This window comes from Euzebya tangerina, from assembly GCF_003074135.1.
GTDB classification, from domain to species: Bacteria; Actinomycetota; Nitriliruptoria; order Euzebyales; family Euzebyaceae; genus Euzebya; species Euzebya tangerina.
Map to the genome: position 1 here is coordinate 14,582 of NZ_PPDK01000002.1, position 20,292 is coordinate 34,873.

The following is a 20,292-nucleotide window of genomic DNA, read 5'->3' on the forward strand; positions in this document are numbered from 1 at the left end:
GTCACCTTTTTGATGCGACCACAACTCACGTTCCGTCCCGACGCAGCCAGGCCACACCGTGGTCGCCTCCTGGTGTACGCCGGCGCGGAGGACGATCTGGCCACCGGGGAGTTCCTGCTCGACCACCTCGGCATCACCGACTACACGCCGGACACCGCGCTGCTGGGCGTGCCCCACGGCGAGCAGGTCGCCACCCAGACCCTGAAGGTCCTGTCGGTCGCGGTCGACGATGCGCTCGAGGCGTTGATGCTGGCAGCCCACGACCGCCAGATCGTTGCCTCCGTGCGCACCTACGGCCTGGCAGCGCGGATGGCTCTGTCAGCCCTGGCCTCCCACCGCGTCATGCCGCACCTGCACTCGCTCGTTCCCGACGGGCCTGAGGGTCCAGACGACACCGACGATCTCACCGACGACGAGCGCGAACTGGCCGAGATCTACAGCGAGGGGGACACCGGCCAGACGATCACCGGGTTGTGGCGCGTGGACCTGGATGCTGATGCGGCGCTGGCCGGGGCCGTCGACCGGCTGGCGGAGGTCGCCCCGCCGGCTGCCTCCGCGACCGCGGTGGACACCGATCACACCGCTGACCCGCGGCACCTGCTGGGCGACTTCATGGACGCGGTGGTCGACACCGTCATCAGGCGGCATGCCCCGGCGCCGTCCGGTCGGCCTCGCGAGCGGCTGCTGCCGTGGACGACACGCTGGTCCGAGGCGCTCAGCGACCCCGACAACCCGGTGGTGCCGCTCAAGCAGCAGGGCCCCGACCTCGCCGCAGCCATCGAAGGGTGGCAGGCGCGGACCGACTCCGACGCCGCCCTGGTGCTCGAGCTCGCCTCGCCGGAGGAGACCGGGGGCCTGTGGACCCTCGCCTTCTCCATCCGCGACGAGGAGGATGTGGTCCACGCGGCCGACGAGGTGTGGGAGTCCGACGACACGGGCCTGACCGAGGCGCTGTTGGCCGGCCTCTCTCGTGCCGCCCGCGTGTTCCCGCCACTGGACGCCGCCCTGACCGAGGCGCGACCGGACACCGTCAGCTTGACGCTCGACCGGGCCTGGCAGTTCATCGCCGAAGCCGCGCCGCTGCTCACCGGCTCCGGCGTCGACGTCACGCTGCCGAGCACCCTGGCCGACGACGGGATCGCCGCGCAGATCCGCCTTGACTCCGCCGAGGACGGCACCGTCGAAGCGGTCTGGGAGGTGTCGCTGGACGACCGGGTCCTGACCGACGCCGAGGTCGACGTCCTGTTGCAGGCCGACGACCCACTCGGCTTCTACGGCGGGCGCTGGGTCAAGATCGACGACGAGACCCGGGCGGCCCTCCAGGCGCGCGGCCATCGCGAGACCATCGGCCGCGCTGAGGCACTGGCGCTGGCGCTGGCCGGCACCACCTCCGACGACTGGTTCGGGCAGGGCACAGCTGCCGGTCGCGTGGTGGTGGACGACTCCCTGGGTGCGTTCATGGACGCGCTCCGCGGGGCGGGGGCGCTGGAGGAGGTCGCCGAGACCCCCGCGGGCTTCACCGGTGAGCTGCGGCCCTACCAGCGGCGCGGTGTGTCGTGGCTGCGCGGCATGGCCGACCTCGGCATGGGCGCAGTCCTGGCCGACGCCATGGGGCTGGGCAAGACCATCCAGCTGATCGGCTTGATGGTCAGCCGGCCAGGCCCATTCATCGTCGTCTGCCCGACCTCCGTGGTCGGCAACTGGGAGCGGGAGGTCCACAGGTTCGCGCCCGACCTCGAGGTCGTCCGCCACCACGGGACGGATCGGCCTGAGGAGCTGGACGGCTTCTCCGGCGTGCTCATCACCTCCTACGGCACCCTGCGACGGGACATCGACCTGCTCGAGACGGTCCCGTGGGATGTGGTCGCGCTCGACGAGGCGCAGCAGGTCAAGAACCCCAGCACCGCGGCCGCCCAGGCGGTCAGGCGGTTGCCTGCCCGGTCGGTCTTCGCGCTGACGGGCACACCGCTGGAGAACCGTCTGGCGGAGCTGTGGGCGATCATGGACGCGACCAACCGCGGACTGATGGGAACCCGGAGCACGTTCACGCGGCGGTTCGTCGGCCCGGTCGAGGTTCGTCACGATGCCGACGCCGCCGCGCGCCTGCGGCGGCTGGTCAGCCCCTTCATCATGCGCCGGACCAAGGACGATCCCGAAGTAGCGAAGGACCTGCCCGACAAGATCGAGCGGACTGTGATGTGCCAGCTCACCCCGGAGCAGGCGGAGCTGTACACCACGACCACCGACGAGGCGCTGGCCAAGCTCGGCACCACCGACGGGATCGGCCGCCGGGGGAGCATCCTGGCGCTGCTGACTGCGCTCAAGCAGATCACCAACCATCCCGCCCAGTACCTCAAGCAGGACGGGCCGATCGGCGGGCGATCCGGCAAGCTGGCGCTGCTCCGCGAGATCGTCGAGGCCGTCGTCGACGCCGGCGATGCGATGCTCGTGTTCACCCAGTTCACGCGCATGGGGGATCTGCTCAGCGAGCAGCTGGAGGCCGACCTCGGCCTCCCCGTCCCCTTCCTCCACGGCGGTCTGTCGCTGGGCCAGCGGGACCGCATGGTCAGCGAGTTCCAGCAGGGGATGGGGTCCCCGGTCCTGCTGATCTCCACACGAGCGGGCGGGACGGGCCTGAACCTGACGGCCGCGACCCACGTCGTCCACTACGACCGCTGGTGGAACCCCGCGGTGGAGGACCAGGCGACCGACCGGGCACACCGGATCGGGCAGGACCGCACCGTCGAGGTCCACAAGCTGGTGACGACCGGGACGCTCGAGGAGCGGATCGCCGAGATGCTCGACCGCAAGCGCGCGCTGGCTGACGCCGTGGTCGGCAGCGGGGAGACCTGGATCACCGAGCTGGACGACGCCGCCCTCGCCGAGCTGGTCCAGCTGTCCGCGGACGTGCCGCTGCAGGAGGTCGATGCGCCGGAGCTGGATGGGCAGGAGCAGGATGAGCCCGGGGGCATGGCCTCGGGCGAACCCGCGGAGGTGGGAGCATGACCTGGCCGGAGCGCTGGCGGGCGGTCCTCGGTGACGGTGGGCACGAGCTCGAGCGACGGGTGCGACAGGGCGTGGCCACCTACCGGTCGGGTCGGGTCAGCGACGTGCGGCTGGACATCGGCCGGGTCAGCGCGCGGGTGCAGGGCTCCCGGGCCACCCCGTTCTTGGTCGAGATCGGCATCCCCACCCTGACGCGGGAGGAGTGGGAGATCGTCCTGGACCTGCTGGCCTCCACCGTCCGGTACAGCGCCCGGCTGCTGGCCGGGCAACACCCCGAGGGGCTGGAGGAGGAGGCCGAGGCGGCCGGTGTCCGGCTCTTCCCCCGCCGGGACGAGATCAGCGTGGCGGCCGGTCATTCAGGTGAGGACCCGTTCCCCGTTGCCGGGGCCGCGGTCTGGGAGGCCGTCGGGGTGCGCTTGGACTCGGGGCCCTTCCCGCTGCTGCAGCTGCGGGGGAGGGGGCGTGACCGGATCCTGCGTGACATCGCCCGGCGTCGCCGGTCCTCGGACGACACCGCCGCAGCGGGTGTGCCGGTGGAGCAGGTGTCGCCGCGGGGGTGGACCCAGCCCTCCGCGTCCCTGGACAGCATCTCCATCCCACGGGTCACCGTGCCGCGGCTCAGCGTGCCGGGCCTGCGCGTGCTCGGGGAGCCCGACGGGTGGGCCGGGGCGCTCTCGCCCGCTGACCTGTTCGGACCGCTGGTGACGGACGGCGCGGACGCCGCCGTCGACCTGCTCGAGGGTCGGCCGGCTGAGGAGGAGTAGGCCCGAAGGGGAGGAGTAGGCCCGGATGGGAGTAGGCCCGAAGGGGAGGAGTAGGCCCGGATGGGAGTAGGCCCGGACAGCTGGTGCTCGGACCGGCCGTGGGCGCGATCCTCTGCCTGTCAGACCTGGCGGGTGGACTTCACACGCCCAGGACCTGCGAGGTCCACCCACCCCGCCCGGGCAACGACCCGGACGCAGCGGCAGCCGTGCGGGTTCACGGCGTCAGCGCTTGGCCTTGCCCTCGAAGGGTGGGGGGACGTGGCCGGTCGCCTTCGACCACCCCGACGCCGCCGCACGCTGGGCCAGCACCGTCGCCACACCGACCCCAAGGCCCGTGAGCGCGGTCCAGACGATCGCATCCTTGGCGCTGGTGCTGGGGTCGGTCGGGTCGTCCGGCGGCGTGGTGTCGGGGATCAGCTTGGCCCACACCTGGCCGAGCACCTTCGTCGCGGCAAGACCCGCGACGGCCGCGGACACGCCGGCTACGGCCTTCCAGGCAAAGCTCTCCATGCGGTACAGCACCTCCAACCGGACCTCACGGTCCAGGACATCGATGTCGGCGACGAGCTTGTTCCGCGCGGCCTCGACGGCCGCGATCTGGTTGCTCAACTCGTCGTTCGCCTTCTCGGGCTTCATTGACTGCTCTCTGACTGCTCGGGTGTCGTCGTGACGGGTGTGGTCGCCTGGGTCGTGGCCGGCGTCGCGTCTGGCGTTGCGGTCGGGCTGGTCGGTGGCGTGGTCGGCGGTGCCAGCGGCGGAGCAGGTGGCTCACCCCGCAACTCGGCGACCTTCCGCTGGACCCGGTTCTTCACATCGTCGGCGGCGACCTTCACCTCGGCCTTGGCCTCCTCGACACCCTCCTGGAAGTGCTCCTGCGCCTGGGCCACGGCAACCGTGGCAGCCTCCTGGCTCTCGGTGACCGTCTGCTTGGTGGTCTCCAGGTTGGCCTCGGCCTGGAGCTTGCGGTAGCCGAGGAAGCCCAGGATCCCCATCATCAGGATCAGGACCAGCAGCACCAGGCCGACGGCGGCCCAGCCCGGCAGGAACAGTGCGAAGAGGAATCCGAGGAAGACCAGGAACACCTGGATGGCCAACCACCCGATGACGGCGACGCCGATGAAGAAGCCAGCACCAAGGACTTTGGACTTGACGCCGTCGGCCACCTCGGCCTTGGCCAGTGCCACCTCGGCCTTGACCAGCGCCCGGACGTCGTCGATGACGGTCTTGGCCGCCGGGGCAGCGCCGATGACCGGTCGACGACCGACGAGACGCCGGAGCGGAGGATCGTCGCTGCGGGGGGTCACGACTCCCGGTGGGCGGTCGGTAGGTGTCTCGGTCGAACTCATGGGCTCCACAGGGTAGTCGACGGATCGCGGACGGGTTTCCCAAGGCGGCTGACCTGCACAAATCAATCAAATTGGGGCTTGATCCGCAGGTCTGGCTCCGTCATGGTGAGCTTCACGTGATGAGCCGCGTTCAGATTGCGTTCATGTTCTCGGTGGTGCAACTGAGGCACTCCATCCGTGGCCGACGAGTCCTGATGCGCCTACGGTGGCGCAAGATCGTCGGCTCTTCCGCAGCCAGCTGTCCGTCAAAGGAGTGGTGACCAGAACGTGGCCCAGATCATCGAGGAAATGCCGTTGCACGACCACGTGCAGCTGTATCTGCGGGAGATGGCCCGCACCGCGCTGTTGACAGCCGAGGAAGAAGTCGATCTGGCCAAGCGGTACGAAGCCGGTCTCGAGGCCGAGCGGGTCCTGGCGACCTTCCTGGACGCCAAGCCGCCGATGAAGCGGCGCCGGCAGCTCCACCGAGTGCGAGGCGACGGGCGGCGAGCCAAGGAGCGGCTGGTCCAGGCGAACCTCCGGCTGGTGGTCAGCGTCGCGAAGCGGTACCAGGGTCAGGGCCTGCCCCTGCTCGACCTGATCCAGGAGGGCAATCTGGGGCTCTTGCGGGCCGTCGAGAAGTTCGACTACCGGCGGGGGTACAAGTTCTCCACCTACGCGACGTGGTGGATCCGGCAGGCGGTGGGACGCGGGGTGGCGGACAAGGGGCGGACCATCCGGCTGCCCGTGCACATGATGGAGCGGGTGCGGCGGGCACTGTCGATGCAGCGGGACCTGGCGGAGTCCCTGGGGCGGGAACCTCAGATCGAAGAGCTGGCGGAGGAGCTCGGCGAGGACGTCGAGACCGTGGAGGAGCTGCTGACCTACGCGCGCACCCCCACGTCGCTCGAGACGCCCGTCGGGGAGGACGGCGACGCCGAGCTCGGGGACTTCATCGAAGACCGCAACGCCGACGACCCGATGGAGGTTGCGGCGAAGGGCCTCGCGCGCCAGGAACTGCTGGACGTCGTGGCGGGCCTGCCCGAGCGCGAGCGGATCATCCTGGAGCTTCGCTTCGGCCTGCTGGACGGCGAGGCCCGGACGCTGGATGATGTCGGCCGGTACTTCGGCCTGACCCGTGAGCGGATCCGGCAGCTGGAGGCACGAGCGCTCTCGAAGCTGCGCCACCCGTCCCGCGGCCGCGCACTCAGCGACACCGCCGCGTAGGGCCGCGGCGGCAGAGGGTCGCCGCGTCGCCTCCCGCAAGGTGGCGGGGCGGCCAAAGTGGCGGTGCGGCCTGGCGGTGCGGGCCCGACTGGCTGGCTGCAGCCCCAAGCCCAGGGCCGAGGAGCGTGGCGGCTCGCTCAGTGCGGCGAGACCCGGCTCGCCTCGACGGCCTCCCGGGTCGCCGTCGCCACCAGCTCGCGGGCTTCAGCCGCATCCACCTCGGCCACCGTTGGGCCAGCCAACCCACCCGACCGGGCGATCCCTATCTCGATGTCGGTCAACTGACGGCGCCGTTGGAACGGGCTGGCGGTCATGCTCATCGTCTGGATGCGCGCCACCGGCACGTGCACCCGACGGCGGACCAGCACGCCGCTGCGCGAGACCAGGACCCCATGCACCTCCGCACGTCCCAGCGCCCGCCACGCGGCCAGGTTCAACACCAGAGCGACCACGCCGACCGCGACACTCGCGATCGGGATCACCCACCACGGCCAGCTGAGGGGCGGTAGCAGCACCCACACGACGCTCGCCGCCGCGATGAGGACCCACCACAGCGCCCGGATGGCGAAGCGTCGACGAGAACGAGGTGGAGCGGGCTGCAACTCCGCGCCGACGGGTCGGTCATCACCGAGCAGGTCGGCAACCAGTACCCGCGCCTCCTCGAGTGTGCCGATGGGCAGCAACAGCCCGCTCGCGCTCGCGCTGTCCCCCACTCGTCCGGCCAGGTCAGCGTGGACCGACGCCAGCCCGAGCCACCGCCGAACCAGGTTCTGCTCGATCCGCAGTGCCTGGATCCGGCGGAGGGGCACGGTCTCCAGCCGCTGCTCCAGCAACCCGCGCGACACTCGAAGTTCGCCGGACAACGTCGCGCGGCCCTCGGGCCCTGGGCCGGTCGGACTCTCGCCCGACCGCGGTCGGGCGGCCCCATCACGCATCACCGTGAAGTCCCAGTACGACACCGCCGTGGCGACCACCGAGATGGCGAAGATGACCGCCGCACCCGCCACCACTGCCAGCGCGCCGACGACGACCCCGGCCCCTGCGGCCAAGGACTCGGCGCGTTCGGCGAGCGCCTCGCCCACCGGGTTGCTCCCGAACGAGAACCCGCCGAACCACTGATCTCCGAACACCTGGGACAGACCGCCGAAGATGACGGCTGCCACGCCGACCCGCCCTCCCGTCAACCCGGCCAGGACCAACTGCTTCGGCGCAACCTTGGCCAGGAGTCGCGGCGCCGAGCGATCCGTCGCCGTGCCGGTCTCGGCGGTGGGCGCCACACCGGACGGGACTGGCGAACCGTCGTGCGACCGACCGATCTGCTCCACGGCATCCGGCCCACGTGGGACCACGACACCGTCCGGCGCTGCCGGTGCGCGGTCACCCAGCAGGGCCTGCTGGATCCCGTACGCGGTCGGCGGGTCCAGCGCCTCCAGCAGCCCCTCGGTGTCGTCACCGCCGATGGCTTCCACCCTGACCTGGACGACCCCGAAGACCCGATGGCCGATGGAGCGGATCAGATCCACCGACTGGATGCGGTCCGCCGGGATGACCCGGCGCTTCCGTTGGAGGAGTCCCTGCTCGATCACCAGGGTGCCGCCCTCGACCACCCAGCTGAAGCGCGACCACCGGACGAAGGAGGCCACGGCCGCGAAGATCACGCCGCCGATCACGATGAATCCGCCGAAGGCCGCGAACCCTCCGAAGATGGCGAACAGCACGATGCCGAACGCCTGTCGGAGCGGCCACAGCACCATCACCGACGGATGCAGCCGATTGGTGACCGGACCGGTCGGCTGCGTTGGCGGTTGTGGGCCCACCGGTGGCTGGCCCGTGGGTGGCTGGCCCGGTGGCTGCTGGCCGAGTGGCGGCTCCTCGGGGATGGCCGGCTGTGTTGGTTCCTGCCCGGAACCCGGCGGCTGCTGTGGCGCGGGGGGTGGTGCAGGCTGCTGGTCAGACACGGAGATGCTCAGACGCTGATGACGTCAGGGTCCACGTCGGAGAGGCGGCTGCGGAGCCCCTCCGCCTCCGCGGTCGGCAGGCCCGGGATCGCCGTCGAGGAACCAACAGCCGCGGTGTGCAGGACCAGACTCGACAGACCGAGCATCCGGTCGATCGGCCCCTGCGTGGTGTCCACGAACTGCAGCCGGGAGAACGGGATCACGGTCGTGGTGATCCAGACGAGGCCACGCCGCACCCAGATGTCGTCCTCGCGGACCACGTATCGCCACCGTCCGTAGCGCAGGATCGGCAGCAGCACGGCTGCCGTGATCGCTGCCAGGAGCACCCCGCCTCCGATGATCCAGCCCCAGCCGCCGACCACGACGCCGAGCACGATGGCGCCGACGAGGATCGGCAGCAGACTGACGGCCGACCCCACCCACCAGACGACGCGGACCTTCGGATCGAGGAATTGCATCTGCTCCTCACTGGGCGCGGTGTCCACCCGTCCCAATATGCCCGCTGCCACCGTCGCCGCCGCAGCACCAACGGGGCCCGTCAGCACGAGACGGTCGCCTCGGCCGACGTGTAGCCTCCAGCGCCATGCTCCGTTGGGGAATCCTTGGTGCCGGCGGCGTCGCCGAGTCGTCGGTTGCGCCCGCGATGCGCATCGTGGGGCACGACCTGGCGGTCGTGTCGGCTGCGACGTTGACCGATGCCCAGCAGTTCGCCGCCACACAGGGTGTTCGACGCGCCCGCAGGCAGCACGAGGAGGTGCTCGGCGCCCGGGACGTCGACGCCGTCTTCGTGGCGTTGCCGACCAGCGACCGCGAGCACTGGGTCATCGAGGCCCTGAACGCTGGCAAGCACGTGTTGTGCCTCAAGCCGTTGTCCACCGACGCCGATGGCGCGGCCCGGATGGCGGCCGCCGCGGCCGGGAACGGCAACCTGGTGCTGATGGAGGCGCTGCCCCTCCGCTTCCACCCCCGGACTGCCGCGCTGCTCGAGCTGGTGCGGTCCGGCGGGATCGGTGCCGTGCGGCTGCTCAGCGCCACCAGTGCCTACCCCATGACCGACGCCGACAGCTACCACGCCGACCCCTCCCGAGGCGGCGGTGCACTGCTGGACGTCGGTGCGGACCTGGTCAGCCTGATCCGCTGGATCGTGGGGGAGGAGCCCGACGTGGTTCGGGCCGTGGACCGACGGTGGGCCTCAGGGGCGGACGCGACCACCTCTGCGGTCATGGCGTTCCCCTCCGGTGCCACAGCCACCCTGCACGCATCCTTCGACTCGGCCCGTCACTCGACGGTCGAGATCGTCGGTACCGACGGGACGCTCCGGATGCCACGTCCGTTCACGGCGGGCCCCGGCGACCAGGCCGCCCTCTTGCGATCCGATGAGGTGATCGGCACCTGGCGTGCCGACCCCTGGGAGCGGCTCCTGGAGGCGTTCGAGCAGGCCACCACGGGCGTCCGTCCCGTCATCGACGTGGAGGACGCGGTCGCCACCGCCCACGTGATCGACTGGATCGCCGCCTCGTCCTGAGGCGGGACACCCTTGCCCCGCGTCGGCCGACCTAGCGGCCTCGAATGCGTCGGAGCAGCGGTCGGATCACCAGGATGCCGACACCCAGTGCCACGCCCACCGCTCGTGCGCCCGTCTTGATCCGCTCGGCCGTCTCCGGCGACGTGAGCTGCGCCAGTGCGGAGTCCGCCTGGTGCCGGGCTGCCGCCTGCCGCTGCGCAGCCTCTCGCGCCCGCTCACCCTGGGGGTCGGGCTCGTCGATCCCCAGCTTCGCGGCCATGGCATCGAGATCCGGCTTGTCCTGATCCTCCGACGGTGACGCGCCCGGGCGGTTCTCCGGCGGGACATGGCGACCGTCAGGCCCATCGCGGCCTGGCCGGTCGCTAGCTGCCAGATCACCTTCGATGGCGTCGGGGTTGAGTGACGCGGCGTCACCGCTCCGACGAAGTTCAGGTTGCTGAGGATTGGCCATACAGTTGCCATTCCCCGATGCCGGAGAGGTGACACGTGTCCGAACGCCAAGCTGGAGCCCAGGGCCTGGTCGTGCCCGCAGCCGTCCTGGGCGCCGACCGGGTGGCCGCTGTGGAGGTGCACGCGGCGGGCGGGGTCGTGTGGCGACCCACGTCGTCCGAGGCCGAGGCCGAGACCGGGGTCGAGGTGCTGGTCATCCATCGGCCGCGATACGACGACTGGTCGCTGCCCAAGGGGAAGTTGGACGAGGGGGAGAGCTTCCAGGATGGCGCCATTCGCGAGATCCACGAGGAGACCGGGGTGAGCGGATCCCTGGGTGCCGATCTCGGAGCGGTCTTCTACACCGATCACAAGGGCAGGTCGAAGGTGGTTCGTTGGTGGGCGGTGCGGGCCGGAGTGGTGGGTGAGCCGACCGACACCGAAGAGGTCGACGAGTTCCGCTGGGATTCGCTGGATGCGGTGGACGAGCTGCTCAGCTACGACACCGACCGTGCGGTCCTCGAGGTGTTCCGCGGTACCGTTGCCGCGTGAGCAACGGCATCCTGATCGATGGCAGGTGCGTGACGGCATGGTGAACCACGGATCCCTGGTGGCCGCGTGTCGAGGTCGGCGTGGCGCCCCCACCGCCGCCGTTCGGATCCTCGCCACGCTGCTCCTGGCGGGGACGATGCTGGCCCTCATGGCCGCGCCCGCCTGGGCGCACGGTCGAGGCTCCGATGCCAGCAACTTCCTCTCCACCATCACGTCGACGGGCGGGGTGGACACGCTGGAGTGGCGGATCGTCAACTCCGATGAGTACCTGCAGTTGACCAACAACGGCGACGAGCCGGTCATGATCCCCGACTACGAGAATCTGCCCTACCTGCGGATCGAGCCCGACGGCGTCTACCGGAATCGGAACTCCCGGGCCACCTATGTCAACGAGGACCGCTTCGGACAGACCCCGATCCCGACCGACATCGAGATCGGCGCCGAGCCCGACTGGGAGAAGCTGGACGACAGCAACTCCTACGCCTGGCACGACCATCGGATCCACTGGATGGCGCAGGCTGAACCGCCGGGTGTCGCCACCGAGCCGGGCAGTCGTCAGCTGGTGAACCGGTGGCAGGTCCCGTTCGTGATCGACGGGAACACCCGGGCCGTGACCGGCGAGCTGGAGTGGGTTCCGGGCGGCTCGCCGTGGGTGTGGCTGTTGCCGGCACTGCTCGTGACCGCGCTGCCGGTGATCTATGGCCTGGCGACCAGCGAGCCGGACATCGAGGCGTTCGAGTGGCGGGGACTGTCGGCCCCGGCCGGGATGATGCTGCTGGTCATCGCTGCAGGCAACCTGCTGCACCTGTGGGACGACCTGTTCGCCACCCCCATCCCCTTCAGTCAGTCCGTCGTGTCGGCTGCCCAGACCGCGTTCTTCATCGCCATCGCCGCGTTCGGCGCGATCAAGGCGATCGAGGGCAAGGAGGGTGCGTTCACCGCGCTCGGCGTGGCCTCCGGTGCCACCTTCATCGGACAGGGCCTGCTGTACTTCGGGGTCCTCGGGGCCTCACAGACCGCCAGCCTGTTCCCCGGCTGGTTGACCCGCCTCGTCGTCGCCCTGAGCGTGGCGCAGGTTCTCCCGATGGCCGTGGCTGCCGTGATGGGCACCCGCGCACTGCTGCCGGAGTTCGACGACAGCGAGCTGCGGGAAGAGGCGGCGGGCGCCGGTACCTGATCACATCGCGGCGTGACCGTCTGGCTGTGTCCTCACTGGTGGTCCGGGGGACAGCAGGCATCGATTGCGTCGGCCAGGTGACGCAGCAACGACGGGCGTGACGTGGGTTTTCCGGCAACCCTTCGATCCGATCACCGAAGCGGGGGAGATCGCGGTGATGGCCGGTGTGGGGGCAGCGCTGGTGGCCACCGGCATCATGCTCGCTCCGATCCTCTGGCTGGTGCAGCGTTCGACCCCCACCCCTGGGGGCCATCTCGCTCGCTGCTGCGGCTGCTGCACCGCCGAACACGGTGCCGAGTCCGCGGCGTCGACGCCGCCTGCCGCGACCGGCTAGGTGAGCTCGTCCTTGAGGACCTCGAGCATCAGGCAGTCGTGCCAGCGACCGTCGGGGCCCCGCTCGTAGGCCCGCATCAGGCCGACCTTGCGGAAGCCGACTGACTCGTAGCAGCGGATCGCCGCCTCGTTGGTGACCTGTGGGTCGATCACCAGCCGGTGGTGCCCGCGATCGTGGATCAGGTGTCGGGCCAGGGTGCGGACGGCGTCACTGCCGTACCCGCGTCCGTGGCGGTCGCTCGACAGGAACAGGTCCATGCCGGCGTGCCGGTAGTCGGGAGCGGGCTCCTCGTCGTACTGGATCGAGCCGATCACCTCGCCATCGACCTCGACGGCGTACGCGGGCAACTCGCTCTCCAGCAGCTCCTTGCGCACCCGGGCAGCGTCGTAGACGCCCCACCAGCGCGCGATCTCCGGCTGGGCCAGGATCGCGGTCAGTGGTTCGACATCGTCCTCGGACAGCAGGCGCAGCAGCACCTGTGTCCCGTGGAGCTTCTCGATCGGATCAAGTGAGCTTGTGGGCACTGTTCCTCCTACCGCCCATCCTGCCAGCACCAGTCCACCACGGCCTCGGTGCACCCTGTCCGTCCGCGTCAGCCGACGGCCGGTGCTCTACCATCACGGCCAGACCATCCCCGGACCAGCCACGGCAAGCCACCACGAAGGACCACCGATGCCCATACCCCGCATGGCCAAGATCTGGATGGATGGCGAGCTGGTCGACTGGGAGGACGCCAAGATCCACGTGCTGAACCCCAGCCTCCACTACGGCTGGGCCGTCTTCGAGGGCATCCGGGCGTACGCCACCGAGCGGGGACCCGCCATCTTCCAGCACCGCGCCCACATCGAGCGCATGTTCAAGTCCGCACAGGTCCTGACCATGGAGATCCCGTTCAGCCCCGACGAGCTGATGGAGGCCAGCCGCGAGCTGTGCCGCATCAACGGCCAGGAGAGCTACTACATCCGTCCGCTGGCCTACCTCGGGTACGGCGAGATGGGCCTCAATCCCCTGCCCTCCGCGGTCCACGTCATGGTTGCCGTGTGGCCCTGGGGCGCCTATCTCGGCGCCGACGGCATCGCCAACGGCGTCCGTGCCAAGATCTCCTCCTGGCAGCGGATCAACGCCAACGTCATCCCCACGGGCACCAAGGCCAGCGGCGTCTACATCAACTCCTCCCTGGCCAAGATCGACGCCGTCCGGGCGGGCTACGACGAGGCGATCCTGCTGAACGAGCACGGGCGCGTCGCCGAGGGGTCCGGCGAGAACGTCTTCGTCGTCCGCGACGGGGTCCTCGTCACCCCACCCACGTCGGAGGGTGTGCTGCAGGGCGTGACCCGCGACGCGGTGCTGAACTTCGCCCGTGACGCCGACATCCCGATCGACGAGGTGCCCATGCTCCGCCACGACCTCTACACCGCCGACGAGGCCTTCTTCACCGGGACGGCAGCCGAGATCGTCCCGATCAAGTCCGTCGATGATCGGCTGATCGGTCCACCCGGCCCGGTGACCAGACAACTCCAGGACATCTTCTTCAGCGTGGTCCGCGGCAACGAGCCCAAGTACGACCACATGCTCGACTACGTGAGCGGGAGCTGAGCGGTGGTCCCGACGACAGGAGACAGGTTGGTGGGCCGGTGACGCCGCTCGGGCGGGTGGTGGTCGTCGGTGCCGGCTTCGGCGGGCTGTCCGTGGCGCGGGAGCTGGCCAAGGACCTGGCCCACGTGCAGATCATCGACCGACGCAACCATCACCTCTTCCAACCGCTGCTGTACCAGGTCGCAACGGCAGGCCTGGAACCTTCCGACATCGCCTACGCCGTCCGCGGCATCACCAAGCGGCTGCAGTCCGTCGACTTCACCTTCGCCGAGGTGACCGGCGCGGACCTCGATGCCAAGGTGCTGCACACGAGGACTCGTGGGACCGTGCCGTACGACACGTTGGTCCTGGCGGCCGGCGCGAGGACCGCCACCTTCGGGGTCCCCGGGGTGGAGGAGCACGCGTTCGGTCTGAAGTCGCTCGACGACGCCCTGGACTTCCGGGAACACCTGCTCGGGCAGTTCGAGAGCTGCGCTGTCGACCCGGGCCTCGTGGCCCGGGGGGCGCTCAACGTCGTCGTGGTCGGCGGCGGCCCGACCGGCGTCGAGATGGCCGGTGCCACTGCCGAGCTGTACGCCCGCGTCATGCGACACGACTTCCCCGAACTCGACGTGTCGGCGGCTGAGGTGACGCTCGTCGAGATGGCCCCGCACCTGCTCGCGCCCTTCCACGAGAAGCTGCAGGCCAACGCGGCGGAGGAGTTGCGTCTCCGCGGTGTGCAGGTCCGGCTGGACACCTCGGTGGCCGAGATCACCGCTGAGGGGGTCGTCCTCGAGGGCGGCGACCTGCTGCCAGCGGCCACCTGCGTCTGGGCTGCGGGTGTGGAAGCCGTCCCGCTCGGTGACGTCCTCGGACTCAAGACCGATCGTGCAGGGCGGATCACGGTCAACCCGGATCTGACCGTGCCTGGCCATCCCGACGTCTTCGCCATCGGTGACATCGCCAGCGTCGAGGGCCCTGATGGCCGACCCCTGCCGCAGCTGGCACCGGTTGCCCTGCAGCAGGGCGAGTACGTCGCGAAGCGGCTGGCGGACCGGGCAGCCGGCCGTCAGACCGGGTCATTCACCTACACCGACAAGGGGTCGATGGCCACGATCGGGCGACGCTCGGCCATCGCGCAGCTGCCCGGTGGCATCCGCTTCACCGGCAGCCTGGCGTGGCTGTCCTGGCTGGTCCTGCACATCTACTTCCTGGTGGGCTTCCGGAACCGCATCAGCGTCATGCTGAACTGGGCCTGGAACTACCTGACCTGGGACCGTGCCGCCCGGGTCATCGTGGGGCAGGTCGACCCCCTGGATCGCCTCGACGTGCCCGAGGACGGCCCGTAGCACCAGCGCGCGGCGGCACGGCTTTGGGGGTCGTCCTGTCGGACAGGTGCGGACAGGTCAGCGATTGTTCAAGGGCGGCCGATACTCGCCCCGCACGCGGGCAGTCTCCGCGCACCGCTTGCCCCGACAGCCGGACGGGGCTCGTCTCACATCGTGATCTGCCATGCGCACTCTTCTGCACCGGTCCGGTTCGGCCGTCGCCTCCCGCATCACCACCTCACTCGCCACCCTGCCGGTCCAGACCGTCGGTCGGGGCCTGGTCCTGATCGCCTTCGTGACCGGCGGGCTCGGCAGCGTCCTGGCCAAGGTCACGTTCGACCTCGGCGCCACACCGCTCAGCTTCCTGTTCGTGCGACTCGTCGCCGCCGTGGCCGTACTTCGCCTGCTGACCGGCAGGGACATGTGGGCCATTCCGCTGCACCGGCAGGCGCGACTGGTTGGACTCGGTGTGCTCTTCGGCTGCCAGTCGCTGTCGTACTTCTCCGCGGTCGCCATCTCACCGGTGGCGCTGGTGGTCGTGACCGTCGCGAGCTACCCGGTGGCGCTGCTGGTGATGGACGCCGTCGCGGTCCGGACGATGCCGAGCCCCGGCCGTCTGGCGGCCTTGGTCGTCTGTCTCGGGGGGCTGTGGCTTGCGGCCGGGAGTCCGGCCGCGACGCTCGACCCGGGACTGCTGCTGGCGCTCGCCTCCTCGGTCGGCTACGCGGTGTACCTCCGCGTCTCCGCGTCGACGCTGGCGGCCCGCCACCCCGGCAAGCGCAACACCCACGTGTGCGACCTGGCGATCCCGCCGATGGTGGCCACGCTCTGGGTGCTGGTCGGAGCGCTCGGTCTGGTCACGGCCGCGATGCTGATCACCACCTCTGCGCTGCCGTCCCTTGCTGGCGCCGGGCTGTCCGTCGTCCACGGCCTCGTATCCACCACCCTGCCGCTGGTGGCCATCTACGCTGCCCTGTCACGGCTCCGGGCGGAGGACGTCGCTGGACTGGGGCCACTCGAACCGATCGTGGCCAGTGGGGTCGCGGTCCTCGCGCTGGGTGAGACGCTCACCCCGTCCCAGGTGGCCGGCATCGCCGTCGTGATCACGGCAGTGGCCTACATGGCGGGGGCCATCCGTCTGGGCAAGGCCGTCGGGCCGATGCGGCCGCGCGTCGGGCTGCCCCGCCTGCCGTTCGTGGTGGACAAGGTCGTCCGTCCCGAACGTCGCCGTCCAGCAGCAACGGCGGGTCGGGTCGAGATCGCCCGACTGTGGGGGCAGGCGCAGTCCTGATCGTCGGCTCCCGCGCGGTCTAGCCTTGCCGACGACCACAGCCATCAGCCGTCGAGGAGTCTGACCACATGCACACACGCACCCTGGGACGAACGGGTCTGGAGGTGTCGGAGGTCGGCCTCGGCGCCTGGGCCATCGGTGGGGACTGGGGCGAGGTGAGCGAGACCGATGCGATGGCGACCCTGCACGCGGCGGTCGACGCCGGCGTCACCCTCATCGACACCGCGGACGTCTACGGGGACGGCCGCTCGGAGCGCCTCGTGGGGCAACTCCTGCGCGATCGGCCCGAGGTCGACCTCGTGGTCGCCACGAAGGCAGGCCGCCGTCTGGACCCGCACGAGGCGTCCGGCTACGACCGCACCAACCTGGAGACCTTCGTCGATCGCAGCCTGACCAACCTCGGGGTGGACCAGCTGGACCTGGTGCAGCTGCACTGTCCGCCCTGGGAGACCTACTACCAGCGCTCCACCTACGAGGCGATGGAGGCCATCACGGCTGCGGGCAAGGTCGCTCACTGGGGTGTGAGCGTGGAGAAGGTCGAGGAGGCCCTGAAGGCGATCACACATCCGGTCGTCGAGACTGTCCAGGTCATCTTCAACGCCTTCCGACAGCGACCCGCCGAGCTGCTCTTCCGTGAGGCCGCCGCCCGCGACGTCGGCATCCTGGCGCGTGTCCCGCTGGCCTCGGGCCTGCTGACCGGCAAGATGTCGGCCGAGACGACGTTTGCGGAGGACGATCACCGCAACTTCAACGCCGACGGCGAGGCGTTCGACGTGGGGGAGACGTTCGCCGGCGTGCCCTTCGAGGTCGGGCTCGAGGCCGTCGAGCGCATCCGTGCGATCCTCGGAGATGGCGCTGACACCGACGCCATGGTCTCCTTCGCCCTGCGCTGGATCCTCTCCTTCGACGCCGTCTCCACCGTCATCCCCGGTGCGAAGCGGCCCGAGCAGGCGATGGCCAATGCCGCGGTATCCGGCGAGGGGCCGCTGCGCGGGGACCACCTGCCCCGCGTCAAGGCGGTCTACGACGAGCTGATCGCTCCGCACGTGCACCACCGCTGGTAGGAGACCGGAGGACGTCCGGACGACGCTGTCGAGAACGGCGGTCGGCTCAACGCCCACGGTGCCGAGCGGCTGGGTTGGCCCGGGCGATGGGTCGCGGCCCAACCTGGTGGCCAGACCCTGACGTCGGCAACTACCCTTGTCGGTGATGAGCACGACGGCCGCGATCGACACCCGTGTCGAGTTGTACGACACCACCCTCCGCGATGGAACGCAGCAGGAGGGCATCTCCCTCTCCGTGGCCGACAAGCTCAAGGTGGCGCGGACCATCGACAGCCTGGGCCTGCCCTACATCGAGGGGGGCTGGCCCGGTGCCAACCCCAAGGACACCGAGTTCTTCAAGCGCTGCGCCGAGGGTGAGCTCGATCTGGATCACGCCCAGCTCGTCGCCTTCGGGATGACCCGCAAGCCCGGTCGAGAGGCGGCGGGTGATGAGAACCTGGCCGCGCTGCTGGAGGCCCGGACGCCGATCGTCACGCTGGTCGGCAAGTCCGACATCCGACACGTGACCGAGGCGATCAACACGACGGGTGAGGAGAACCTGGCGATGCTGCGGTCCTCCTTCGAGCTCATCCGGTCAGAGGGCCGTCGTGCGTTCTACGACGCTGAGCACTTCTTCGACGGGTACCGGCGTGATCGCACCTACGCACTGGAGGCACTCCAGGCCGCCGTGGCCGGCGGGGCCGAGTGCGTCGTCCTCTGCGACACCAACGGCGGGATGTTGCCCGACGAGGTCAGACAGGTCGTGACCGACGTGGTGGCGACCGTCGGCCCGCACGTGCAGGTCGGCATCCACGTCCACAACGACACCGACTGCGCCGTCGCCAACTCGCTGGTCGCGATGGAGTGCGGGGTCACCCACGTCCAAGGGACCATCAACGGGCTGGGGGAGCGCGCCGGGAACGCCAACCTCTCCTCGATCATCCCGAACCTGACGCTGAAGATGGGTATGGAGGGGCTGGTCGCCGACGGCGCCGTGGCACGCATGAACCACGTCGCCCATCGGGTCGCCGAGATCATGAACGTCGCCGTCCCACCGTCCGCGCCCTACGTCGGCCACGCCGCCTTCGCCCACAAGGCCGGCCTGCACGCCAGCGCCCTGGCCAAGAACACCGATCTGTACCAGCACATCGAGCCCGCCCGCGTCGGCAACGAGCTCCGGATGCTGGTGAGCGAGCTCGCCGGCCGCGCGACGGTGGTGATGAAGGGTGCCGACCTCGGTCTCGACCTGGACGGCGACGTGGCCAATCGGGTGCTGCAGCAGGTCAAGGACCTCGAACACCTGGGCTACTCCTTCGAGGCCGCTGACGCGTCGTTCGAGCTCTTGGTCAGGCGTGAGAGTGGCGACATAACCGAGCGCTTCCGTCTCGAGTCCTTCCGGACGATCGTGGAGCGACGCGAGGACGGCACGGCGATCGCCGAGGCCACCGTCAAGGTCTGGGTGGGCGAGGAGCGGCTGATCGGCACCGGCGAGGGCAACGGGCCGGTGGACGCCCTCGACCACGCCTTCCGGGCCGCCGTGGAGGGCAGGCTGCCGCTCGACGCCCTGCACCTGGCCGACTACAAGGTCCGGATCCTCGATGCCGGCGCCGGGACCGGCGCCACCACGCGGGTGCTCATCACCTCCTCCGACGCGGACAACGAGTACGTGACGGTCGGGGTTGACTCCAACATCATCGAGGCCAGCTGGAAGGCGATGCAGGACGCCTACGACGCGTCACTGCAGGCGACGGCAGGACACTGACCCCCCACGGGGGCGGCTAGTCACAATTGATGATGCGAGATGCACGAGTCTGACTCTGAGTGATACCTACACTCACTGCGTAGTGTCCCGTGGTGCCGATCGGCAACCAGGACCGCAGTCGATTGGAAGGGTCGGTCATCTCGCAGACGGAGTCTGGTGCGGGTCCACGTGTTCTCGTCGTGGGTCCGACTCGGCTGTTCGTCGAGGGCGTCGTCGCGATCTTCGCCGAGAGCAACGTCCCGACGCGGGGTGTGCTGAACGATCGCCCTCGGCGGGTGATGCATGAGTTCCGGCAGCACGAACCGGCGGTCGCCGTTGTGGCGTTCGATGTCTCGACTCACCACGGCGAACTCGAGTTCCTGCTGGAGTTGGTCAGGACGGAGGTTCCGATCCTGGTCCTGACCCGGGCCGATGATCATCGCTCCGCGGTCATCGCGCTCGACTGCGGCGCCGTGGGCTTCGTGAGCCAGTCCGAGTCCGCCACCGTCCTGCGAGCGGCCACGCGGCGGGCACTTCGAGGGCACGCGGTCAACGCCGGCCGGGATGTCGAACGGCTCCGCGCCCGCAAGGACGCTGAGGATCGACGCCGCAGTGAGCACATGGAGCGCTTCATGGACTTGTCCCCACGAGAGTCCGAGATCCTCGGTGATCTGATGCGGGGCTTGACCGCGGAGCGCATCGTCTCACTTCGCGGAATCACGCTGCACACGGTCAGAAGCCACATACGAAGTGTCTTGAAGAAGCTGAACGTCTCCAGTCAACTCGAAGCGGTCGTGATGGCCTACCACGCCGGTTGGCGTGCTCCTGACCGGCAGATTCCGGCGTTCGAACGACATCTGGGCTCCGCCGGGTAACTAGTTCGTCTCGAACTTCCTCGTACGCATCCCCAGTATTGGGGAGGAAGTCGGAGGTCGAGACCGACAGGGTCTGTGATACCGCTTGCACCGTGCGGGCGGGTCTGACGCAGTTGCCCGGGGAGGGCATGACCTATGGTCT

19 protein-coding genes are annotated in these 20,292 nt (G+C 69.8%); 13 read left to right on the top strand and 6 right to left on the bottom strand.

Annotation, left to right across the window (positions count from 1 at the left end; all coding sequences use genetic code 11):
* Positions 1 to 12: 12 nt before the first annotated feature.
* Both C1746_RS15970 and C1746_RS15975 read left to right on the top strand, forming a co-directional pair.
* Positions 13 to 3,006 (top strand): DEAD/DEAH box helicase, encoded by a 2,994-nt coding sequence (locus C1746_RS15970; protein ID WP_116715774.1) that lies wholly within the window; start codon positions 13 to 15, stop codon positions 3,004 to 3,006.
* Positions 3,003 to 3,770 carry an SWIM zinc finger family protein gene (locus C1746_RS15975; protein ID WP_116715775.1) on the top strand — a complete coding sequence of 256 codons (768 nt, stop codon included), beginning with the start codon at positions 3,003 to 3,005 and terminating at the stop codon, positions 3,768 to 3,770. The genes C1746_RS15970 and C1746_RS15975 overlap by 4 nt, the downstream gene beginning before the upstream one ends.
* A 222-nt stretch (positions 3,771 to 3,992) precedes the next feature.
* Here the strand turns inward: C1746_RS15975 and C1746_RS15980 are convergent, their stop codons facing one another.
* Together C1746_RS15980 and C1746_RS15985 are read right to left on the bottom strand one after the other, a co-directional pair.
* Positions 3,993 to 4,406, bottom strand: coding sequence for a DUF4235 domain-containing protein (locus C1746_RS15980; RefSeq protein WP_116715776.1), 414 nt, complete (start codon positions 4,404 to 4,406; stop codon positions 3,993 to 3,995).
* Positions 4,403 to 5,116, bottom strand: coding sequence for a phage holin family protein (locus C1746_RS15985; RefSeq protein WP_116715777.1), 714 nt, complete (start codon positions 5,114 to 5,116; stop codon positions 4,403 to 4,405). Before C1746_RS15985 ends, C1746_RS15980 begins: the two co-directional genes overlap by 4 nt.
* Positions 5,117 to 5,383: 267 nt before the next feature.
* Here C1746_RS15985 and C1746_RS15990 point away from each other — a divergent pair, with 267 nt between their 5' ends.
* Positions 5,384 to 6,322: a sigma-70 family RNA polymerase sigma factor gene (locus C1746_RS15990; RefSeq protein WP_162867843.1), complete on the top strand. Its 939-nt coding sequence runs from the start codon at positions 5,384 to 5,386 to the stop codon at positions 6,320 to 6,322.
* A gap of 137 nt (positions 6,323 to 6,459) precedes the next feature.
* On the opposite strand, the gene C1746_RS15995 is transcribed toward C1746_RS15990, so the two are convergent.
* Together C1746_RS15995 and C1746_RS16000 are read right to left on the bottom strand one after the other, a co-directional pair.
* A complete protein-coding gene (locus C1746_RS15995) occupies positions 6,460 to 8,280 on the bottom strand; it encodes a PH domain-containing protein (protein WP_162867844.1) in 1,821 nt (606 codons plus the stop codon).
* An 8-nt stretch (positions 8,281 to 8,288) separates the two neighbouring features.
* Positions 8,289 to 8,825, bottom strand: coding sequence for a PH domain-containing protein (locus tag C1746_RS16000; protein WP_162867845.1), 537 nt, complete (start codon positions 8,823 to 8,825; stop codon positions 8,289 to 8,291).
* 38 nt (positions 8,826 to 8,863) lie between these two features.
* On the opposite strand from C1746_RS16000, the gene C1746_RS16005 reads away from it, so the two are divergent.
* Entirely contained in the window at positions 8,864 to 9,805 is a 942-nt protein-coding gene (locus tag C1746_RS16005; RefSeq protein WP_116715780.1) for a Gfo/Idh/MocA family protein, read from the top strand.
* Positions 9,806 to 9,836: 31 nt separating this feature from the next.
* On the opposite strand, the gene C1746_RS16010 is transcribed toward C1746_RS16005, so the two are convergent.
* Complete coding sequence (locus C1746_RS16010; protein ID WP_116715781.1) at positions 9,837 to 10,256, bottom strand: hypothetical protein; 420 nt, start codon at positions 10,254 to 10,256, stop codon at positions 9,837 to 9,839.
* A gap of 35 nt (positions 10,257 to 10,291) precedes the next feature.
* On the opposite strand from C1746_RS16010, the gene C1746_RS16015 reads away from it, so the two are divergent.
* The 3 genes from C1746_RS16015 (at position 10,292) to C1746_RS16025 (ending at position 12,297) form a co-directional block, all read left to right on the top strand.
* A complete protein-coding gene (locus C1746_RS16015; protein ID WP_205711933.1) occupies positions 10,292 to 10,786 on the top strand; it encodes an NUDIX hydrolase in 495 nt (164 codons plus the stop codon).
* 37 nt (positions 10,787 to 10,823) lie between these two features.
* On the top strand, positions 10,824 to 11,963 hold the full coding sequence (locus C1746_RS16020) for a hypothetical protein (protein ID WP_162867846.1): 1,140 nt from the start codon (positions 10,824 to 10,826) through the stop codon (positions 11,961 to 11,963).
* 97 nt (positions 11,964 to 12,060) lie between these two features.
* Complete coding sequence (locus C1746_RS16025; protein WP_116715783.1) at positions 12,061 to 12,297, top strand: hypothetical protein; 237 nt, start codon at positions 12,061 to 12,063, stop codon at positions 12,295 to 12,297.
* On the opposite strand, the gene C1746_RS16030 is transcribed toward C1746_RS16025, so the two are convergent.
* Positions 12,294 to 12,797, bottom strand: coding sequence for a GNAT family N-acetyltransferase (locus C1746_RS16030; RefSeq protein WP_116716194.1), 504 nt, complete (start codon positions 12,795 to 12,797; stop codon positions 12,294 to 12,296). The two genes, C1746_RS16025 and C1746_RS16030, sit on opposite strands and share 4 nt — an antisense overlap.
* A 172-nt stretch (positions 12,798 to 12,969) precedes the next feature.
* Between C1746_RS16030 and ilvE the strand changes: the two genes are divergently transcribed.
* The 6 genes from ilvE to C1746_RS16060 all read left to right on the top strand — a co-directional run bounded on the left by ilvE (position 12,970) and on the right by C1746_RS16060 (position 20,150).
* Entirely contained in the window at positions 12,970 to 13,893 is a 924-nt protein-coding gene (ilvE, locus tag C1746_RS16035; protein ID WP_116715784.1) for a branched-chain-amino-acid transaminase, read from the top strand.
* 38 nt (positions 13,894 to 13,931) lie between these two features.
* On the top strand, positions 13,932 to 15,221 hold the full coding sequence (locus C1746_RS16040; RefSeq protein WP_116715785.1) for an NAD(P)/FAD-dependent oxidoreductase: 1,290 nt from the start codon (positions 13,932 to 13,934) through the stop codon (positions 15,219 to 15,221).
* A 163-nt stretch (positions 15,222 to 15,384) separates the two neighbouring features.
* Positions 15,385 to 16,491, top strand: a complete 1,107-nt coding sequence (locus C1746_RS16045; protein WP_116715786.1) for an EamA family transporter — start codon at positions 15,385 to 15,387, stop codon at positions 16,489 to 16,491.
* A 68-nt stretch (positions 16,492 to 16,559) separates the two neighbouring features.
* Positions 16,560 to 17,555, top strand: a complete 996-nt coding sequence (locus C1746_RS16050; protein WP_116715787.1) for an aldo/keto reductase — start codon at positions 16,560 to 16,562, stop codon at positions 17,553 to 17,555.
* 145 nt (positions 17,556 to 17,700) lie between these two features.
* Complete coding sequence (gene cimA, locus C1746_RS16055; protein WP_116715788.1) at positions 17,701 to 19,296, top strand: citramalate synthase; 1,596 nt, start codon at positions 17,701 to 17,703, stop codon at positions 19,294 to 19,296.
* Between the two features lie 92 nt (positions 19,297 to 19,388).
* A complete protein-coding gene (locus C1746_RS16060) occupies positions 19,389 to 20,150 on the top strand; it encodes a LuxR C-terminal-related transcriptional regulator (protein WP_116715789.1) in 762 nt (253 codons plus the stop codon).
* The last annotated feature ends 142 nt before the right edge of the window (positions 20,151 to 20,292 follow it).

What these genes read in the sequence shown, in the direction of transcription:
- C1746_RS15980 (WP_116715776.1), bottom strand. Translation starts at nt 4,406, where the DNA reads ATGAAGCCCGAGAAGGCGAACGACGAGTTGAGCAACCAGATCGCGGCC.
- C1746_RS15985 (WP_116715777.1), bottom strand. Translation starts at nt 5,116, where the DNA reads ATGAGTTCGACCGAGACACCTACCGACCGCCCACCGGGAGTCGTGACC.
- C1746_RS16005 (WP_116715780.1), top strand. Translation starts at nt 8,864, where the DNA reads ATGCTCCGTTGGGGAATCCTTGGTGCCGGCGGCGTCGCCGAGTCGTCG.
- ilvE (WP_116715784.1), top strand. Translation starts at nt 12,970, where the DNA reads ATGCCCATACCCCGCATGGCCAAGATCTGGATGGATGGCGAGCTGGTC.
- C1746_RS15970 (WP_116715774.1), top strand. Translation starts at nt 13, where the DNA reads ATGCGACCACAACTCACGTTCCGTCCCGACGCAGCCAGGCCACACCGT.
- C1746_RS16050 (WP_116715787.1), top strand. Translation starts at nt 16,560, where the DNA reads ATGCACACACGCACCCTGGGACGAACGGGTCTGGAGGTGTCGGAGGTC.
- C1746_RS16045 (WP_116715786.1), top strand. Translation starts at nt 15,385, where the DNA reads ATGCGCACTCTTCTGCACCGGTCCGGTTCGGCCGTCGCCTCCCGCATC.
- cimA (WP_116715788.1), top strand. Translation starts at nt 17,701, where the DNA reads ATGAGCACGACGGCCGCGATCGACACCCGTGTCGAGTTGTACGACACC.
- C1746_RS16010 (WP_116715781.1), bottom strand. Translation starts at nt 10,256, where the DNA reads ATGGCCAATCCTCAGCAACCTGAACTTCGTCGGAGCGGTGACGCCGCG.
- C1746_RS16020 (WP_162867846.1), top strand. Translation starts at nt 10,824, where the DNA reads ATGGTGAACCACGGATCCCTGGTGGCCGCGTGTCGAGGTCGGCGTGGC.
- C1746_RS15975 (WP_116715775.1), top strand. Translation starts at nt 3,003, where the DNA reads ATGACCTGGCCGGAGCGCTGGCGGGCGGTCCTCGGTGACGGTGGGCAC.